The following is a 394-nucleotide window of genomic DNA, read 5'->3' on the forward strand; positions in this document are numbered from 1 at the left end:
ATTCGTCGAGCGTCATGCCACGGCCTCGCGAGTGAGGAACATGCCGGTGTTCTCGAGCTCGAAGACAGATTCGCCGCGCTGATTGAAAAGCTCGCTGCGCATCGTGACGAGGCCAAGCTGCGGTCTCGATTTCGACTGACGCTTGGCGAGGATGGTGAGCTTGCCGGTGAGACGATCGCCGGCCAGAACCGGCTTCTTCCATTTCACATGCTCGATGCTTGGCGAGCCCTGCGAGGTCGAGTCCAGCAGGAAGGCGTCGCACAGCATGCGCATGAACATCGCGCAAGTGTGCCAGCCCGAAGCCGAAAGCCCGCCAAGGATGCTCGCCTTGCCGGCCTCCTCGTCGAGATGCATCGGCTGCGGATCGAACTCGCCAGCGAATTCGATGATTTCG

General features: G+C 61.2%; 1 protein-coding gene. It reads right to left on the reverse strand.

Annotated features, from left to right (window positions below; translation table 11 throughout):
* Nucleotides 1-12 precede the first annotated feature (12 nt).
* A partial coding sequence (locus EN786_RS36250; RefSeq protein WP_135910065.1) for a MaoC family dehydratase occupies nucleotides 13-394 on the reverse strand: 382 nt, incomplete at its 5' end.

Source organism: Mesorhizobium sp. M4B.F.Ca.ET.143.01.1.1 (assembly GCF_004792275.1).
GTDB lineage: Bacteria > Pseudomonadota > Alphaproteobacteria > Rhizobiales > Rhizobiaceae > Mesorhizobium > Mesorhizobium abyssinicae.